Consider the following 5068-nt stretch of genomic DNA (forward strand, 5'->3'; position numbering starts at 1 on the left):
GGCGACGCGTTTTTCGATCAGGCGATCGGAGCCACCTTCGGCAATGACGGGTTGGGACGAGGCGGCGAAGACGTTGGCTGCCAGGACCGAGAAAGCGACGCTGAGGATGATTTGGCGTTTCATGATGGTGTGCTCCGGGGGGTATTTGTTTGTGTGGGGCCATTGTTGCGCCGGGCACCCGTCAGGAGAACTTCATTGAAATGATGGTGAACATCGATGGCGGTGATAGCTCGTCGGGCTGTTGTCCATCAGATTGATGGAACGCTCACGGACCTTCGGGCTCTACCCGCTGAATTCCTTTGCAGGAGGCAGGCATATGTATCAGTTATTTGGCCACAGTCAGTCGGGTTCCTCGGCCGTGGAAATTGCCCTGTATCTGTGTGGGGTGCCGTACCGCCGGGTCGATACGTATTCGACCGAGGACAATGACGCGGCGAAAGAACTCGAGGCGTTGAATCCGCAGAAGCAGGTTCCGACCTTGCAACTGCCGGACGGCTCGGTCCTGACCGAGGCAGCGGCGATCCTGATCCACCTGGGGCTATCCTTTCCCGAATCGAAGCTGCTGCCGGAAGATCCGGCCCAACGCGGGCAGGTCATACGCGGCCTGGTCTATATCGCCGCCAATTGCTACACCCCCATCGGCATTATCGATTTTCCTGAACGCTGGTTACCCGAGGGGGAAGAGGCTGTGCGGGAGCGACTGGTGGCTGGCACGAAACAACGCCTGTATCGCAATTGGGCCTTGTTTGCCGACCAGTTTCCCGCGACGCCCTTCCTCGGCGGTGCCGAGCCCGGAGCGCTGGACATCCTGGCGGCGGTGATCACGAAATGGGTCGAGACCCGGGAAGCGATGCTCAGCGCCCGCCCCGAGTTCTATGCCTTGCTCGAGCGCATCGACCGCCACCCCCGGGTCGCGCCGGTGCTTTCACTCCACTGGCCTGAGTGAGTTACGGGCAGGCGTTGCGCGAGGCCGCTTGCCCGACGAGTTCGACGAACTGCCGGACGTTATTCTGATGGCCCTTAACCAGGTCATCGATATTGCCTGCGGCCGGCGTTTGCAAGCTGCTGCGACAGGTCAAGGTGCTGGCAGCGTTGCCAAGGCTGCGCAATCGCCATTGCACGTCCATGCGTGCGTACCGACCGGGAATCGAGTCGAAGCGCTGCACGTCCACCCGCAGCAACCGCTTCGGCGCGCCGGGATTGCTCAGTTGTTCGTCGAGGCTGCTACGCAGTTCATCCGCCAGGCTTGAGCCCCACCATTCGGTCTCCAGGATGGCCAAGCCGCTGTCTCCCTGGCGAATGACCATCTGGGTGCGGTCCACCTGGGGCGGCACGCTGAGTTGCTCGATCTGGATATCCACCCCCGCGCGTGCCTGGCCGGCCGGTTGGGCCGGGCTCAGGGTGTGATAGTGAATGGGGTCGCTGCGGCAGGCACCGAGCAGCAGCGCCAGGGCGATCAACGAGCATCTCAGCGTCAGCGGCATCAGGCGTGCTCCAGGGGTCATTCTTTCACCGGGAAGGAAAGGTTTTGCGCCGGGGCGTCTTTCGGACGGCCGCGAAGCAACGATTCGGGGTGGCGGCTCAGGTAGTCGGACAGTTCGCGCAACGACCGCGACATCCGGCCCAGGTCATCCAGGGTCTGGGTCAGTTGTTCGCGCTGTGGCGAATCTTCCGCCAGGGTCGAATTCGCCGACTGCAAGGTCTTGCTCACGTCCTGCAAGGTACTTTGCACGCCCGGAAGGGTCTTGCTGTTGAATTGCGACAGGCCTTTGCGCAATTCGACGAGATTGCCGTCCAGGTTGCTGGCGATGCTTTCCAGCGGCAGCTTGTTGATCCGCTCGATCACCGTCTGCAGTTGTTCCTGCAATTGCTGAAGGCTGCCCGGAATCGTGGGGATCCGCAGGGGGCGGGCGGACGTGTCGAAGGCGACTCTTTCGGCCTTGGGGTAGAAATCCAGCGATATGTACAACTGCCCGGTCAGCAGGTTGCCGCTGCGGGCCTGGGCACGCAGGCCCCGCTCGACAAAACTGCCGACCAGCCGAGCCGCGGCGGCTTCGTCTTCCGGGTCGTAATCCAGGGATTTGAGCAACTTCTCATGCGCCTTGCCCAGCAGTTGGGGGTAGATCACGATGCCGACGTTGACGGGGAACGTGCGCTGTTTCTCGTCGAAATCCAGGTTCATGGCCACCACTCGGCCGATCTCGATCCCGAGGAATTCCACCGGGGCCCCGACGCGCAACCCGCGCAAAGCCTGGTCGAAGCGCAAGGCCAGGTACTGTGGCTTGCCACTGGGCGGGGCGAGGGCGCTCTGCTGGTCGGCGAACAGCTCGAAATTCTTGTCTTCGGCGGCAGCCGTGTCGTTGGGGCTATATTCCGGTGCCCTGAAGGCAATGCCTCCTACCAGCAAGGCGGACAGGGATTCGGTCTTGACCGCGAAGCCGTTGGCTCCAACGTTCACATCAACCCCGCTAACGTTCCAGAAACGGGTGTTCTCGGTAACGTAGGCGTCGTTTGGCGCATTGATGAACACTTCGATGTTGACGCCCTTGCCGTCGGCATCCAACGCGTAGGACACCACCTGGCCCACCGGGATCTTGCGCAGGTAGACCGGCGAGCCGATGTCCAGCGAGCCGAGGTCCTGGGAGTGCAGGGTGAAGCGCTTGCCCGGTTCGCCGTAGGTGATGGGCGGTGGCGCCTCCAGGCCGGTGAAGGACTTGGCGCGGACTTTCGAATGGCCGGCGTCGGCGCCGATGAAATCCCCCGACAGCAAGGTATCGATCCCGGAAATCCCGCCCGCGCCGATGCGTGGCCTGACCACCCAGAACACCGAGTCTTCGTGCGTGAACGTATCGGCGGTCTTGGCGAGCTTGACCGTGGCGGTGACATTTTTCTGGTCCTCGCTCAGTTGCACGTCCGTCACCTGGCCGATCACCACGTTGCGGTATTTGACCGGGGTCTTGTTGGCCGTCAGGCCTTCGCCTGTCTTGAAGGTAATGGTGATGGTCGGGCCTTCCTGCAGCCAGTTATGCACCACCAGGGACACGCCCACCAACACCGCGATGATCGGCACGATCCACACCAGCGAGACCGTCCAGCGCCGGCTGGTGACATGCGCGCGGCCCGGTGCGGGTTGTCCGTCAGTGGCTTGCGACTTCATCCATGGTCTCCTCCAAGGGTTGGGTGTCCCAGATCAAGCGTGGGTCGAAACTCATGGCCGACAGCATGGTAAACAGCACCACAAGGCCAAAGAACAGGATTCCCGGTCGCGGTTCGATATCGCTCAACGCCTGGAATTTCACCAGGGCCGCCACCAACGCCACGACCAGCACGTCGAGCATCGACCAATAGCCGATGACTTCGACCAGGCGGTACAGCTTCGCGCGCTGGACCTGGGCCCAGGTGCTGCGCCGTTGCACGGTCACCAGCAGCAGCGTCAGCACGACGAACTTGATGCCGGGCACCGCGATGCTGGCGATGAAGATGATCAATGCGATGTCCCAGGCACCGCTGTGCCAGAACTCCAGGACGCCACTGATGATGGTGCTGTCCGCGCCTTCGCCGAGCATCTGGGTATTCATGACCGGCAGCAGGTTGGCCGGAATATAAAACACCAGGGCTGCCAGCATATAGGCCCAGGTGCGCGTCAGGGTATCGGGTTTGCGCCGGTGCAGGCGGGCATCGCAGCGCGGGCAGGTCTCCGGTTCGTCGGCCATGTCGCACGCCAGGCCGCAGCTATGGCACAGGCACAGGTTCAGATCATCGGCCCGGGGCGGGTTGCCCAGCGGTGCGCCGTTCACAGGCGGTCCCACAGGTCGCGGACATCGCGACCGGCGATGCGGATCATCAGCAGGCTCAAGGCGCCCAGGGCGAACAGGCCGATGCCCGGCAGCACGTCGAGCAGCCCGGCAAGCTTGATGACCGCGACCAGCGCCCCCAGCAGGCAGACCTCCAGCATGCTCCACGGTCGCAGCGTTTCCAGGCTGCGCATGCACAGGTTGAATGCCGGCGCCCGGCGGTTCGAATAGGCGTAGCCCAGCACCCAGAGCAAGAGCGCCAATTGGAAGGCGGGGGCGATGATGATCGCGACTGCGGCGACCAGGGCGATGAAGGTAATCGGCCCCTGGCTCAGGGCCACGACGGAATCCCAGAGTGTCGCGCTGTTGCTCAAGCCCTGGAGCCGGATGCTCATCACCGGATAGACATTGGCAAAGACCCATAGCACCGCCGCAGTGATGGTCAGGGCCAGGCGCTGCTCGATGGTCAGGCCGTCGTACCGCTGGATCACCGCATGGCATTGCACGCACAAGGCTCGTTGATGCGGGCCGAGCTCCACCGGCTCGTACACCGCATCGCAATGTTCGCAAATGATCAATCGGTCGGTGACGGCCATCGGAATGCTCGGGCAGGGACAACCCCTTCAATATAGAAGTGAGTCGAAAATGAGCAACCCGCCCGAGTCGATCATTCGCCGCGAATGTATTGCTCCAATTGTCTGATCAGGTCCGCCTGCTCGGCAATCGCTTCCTTGACCAGGTCGCCGATGGACAACAGGCCGACGAGCTTGCCGTCCTCCACGACGGGCAAATGGCGCAAATGTTTTTCGGTCATGATGCTCAGGCACGTCTCGACGTTCTGGTGAGGATCGATGGTAATGACCGGGGAGACCATGATGTCGCTGACTTTCGTGCCCACCGAGGAGCGCCCGTGCAGGACCATCTTTCGCGCATAGTCGCGCTCGCTGATGATGCCCAGCACTTCGTCGTTCTTCACCACCAGCAGCGCACCGACGTTTTTCTCGGCCATGCGCATCAGGGCCTGCAAAACCATGTCGTCCGGTGAAATGGTGTGCACTCGCTGGTTCTTCTCGTCTTTTATCCGGAGCAACTGCGCGACGGTTTTCATGGGGAGGCCTCGGGTGTCGTTTTCTTGCGGGTGATTAAAGAATCGTAGACCCAACGGCGAAGGGCAAGCGATAAAGCGGCAGTCAGTCGTCCAAAACCGTCATGGCGGGTGAAATTATTCTCGATGTGATGAGCGTGCGCTGTTGTGGCGAGGGGATTTATCCCCG

General features: G+C 62.1%; 6 protein-coding genes. 1 reads left to right on the plus strand and 5 read right to left on the minus strand.

Features of this window, described 5'->3' with window-relative positions; all coding sequences use genetic code 11:
* The first annotated feature begins 316 nt into the window (after positions 1–316).
* A complete protein-coding gene (locus OC610_RS20845; RefSeq protein WP_264430388.1) occupies positions 317–946 on the plus strand; it encodes a glutathione S-transferase family protein in 630 nt (209 codons plus the stop codon).
* A 1-nt stretch (position 947) separates the two neighbouring features.
* On the opposite strand, the gene OC610_RS20850 is transcribed toward OC610_RS20845, so the two are convergent.
* The 5 genes from OC610_RS20850 to OC610_RS20870 all read right to left on the minus strand — a co-directional run bounded on the left by OC610_RS20850 (position 948) and on the right by OC610_RS20870 (position 4902).
* Positions 948–1484 carry a PqiC family protein gene (locus tag OC610_RS20850; protein WP_264430390.1) on the minus strand — a complete coding sequence of 179 codons (537 nt, stop codon included), beginning with the start codon at positions 1482–1484 and terminating at the stop codon, positions 948–950.
* Positions 1485–1501: 17 nt separating this feature from the next.
* Entirely contained in the window at positions 1502–3157 is a 1656-nt protein-coding gene (locus OC610_RS20855; protein ID WP_264430391.1) for a PqiB family protein, read from the minus strand.
* Positions 3138–3782 (minus strand): paraquat-inducible protein A, encoded by a 645-nt coding sequence (locus OC610_RS20860; protein WP_264430396.1) that lies wholly within the window; start codon positions 3780–3782, stop codon positions 3138–3140. Before OC610_RS20860 ends, OC610_RS20855 begins: the two co-directional genes overlap by 20 nt.
* Positions 3783–3793: 11 nt before the next feature.
* Entirely contained in the window at positions 3794–4390 is a 597-nt protein-coding gene (locus OC610_RS20865; RefSeq protein ID WP_264430392.1) for a paraquat-inducible protein A, read from the minus strand.
* Positions 4391–4461: 71 nt separating this feature from the next.
* On the minus strand, positions 4462–4902 hold the full coding sequence (locus tag OC610_RS20870) for a CBS domain-containing protein (RefSeq protein ID WP_264430395.1): 441 nt from the start codon (positions 4900–4902) through the stop codon (positions 4462–4464).
* Positions 4903–5068: the final 166 nt, after the last annotated feature.

The sequence above is a fragment of the Pseudomonas agronomica genome, from assembly GCF_025917275.1.
In the GTDB taxonomy this organism is placed as follows: domain Bacteria; phylum Pseudomonadota; class Gammaproteobacteria; order Pseudomonadales; family Pseudomonadaceae; genus Aquipseudomonas; species Aquipseudomonas agronomica.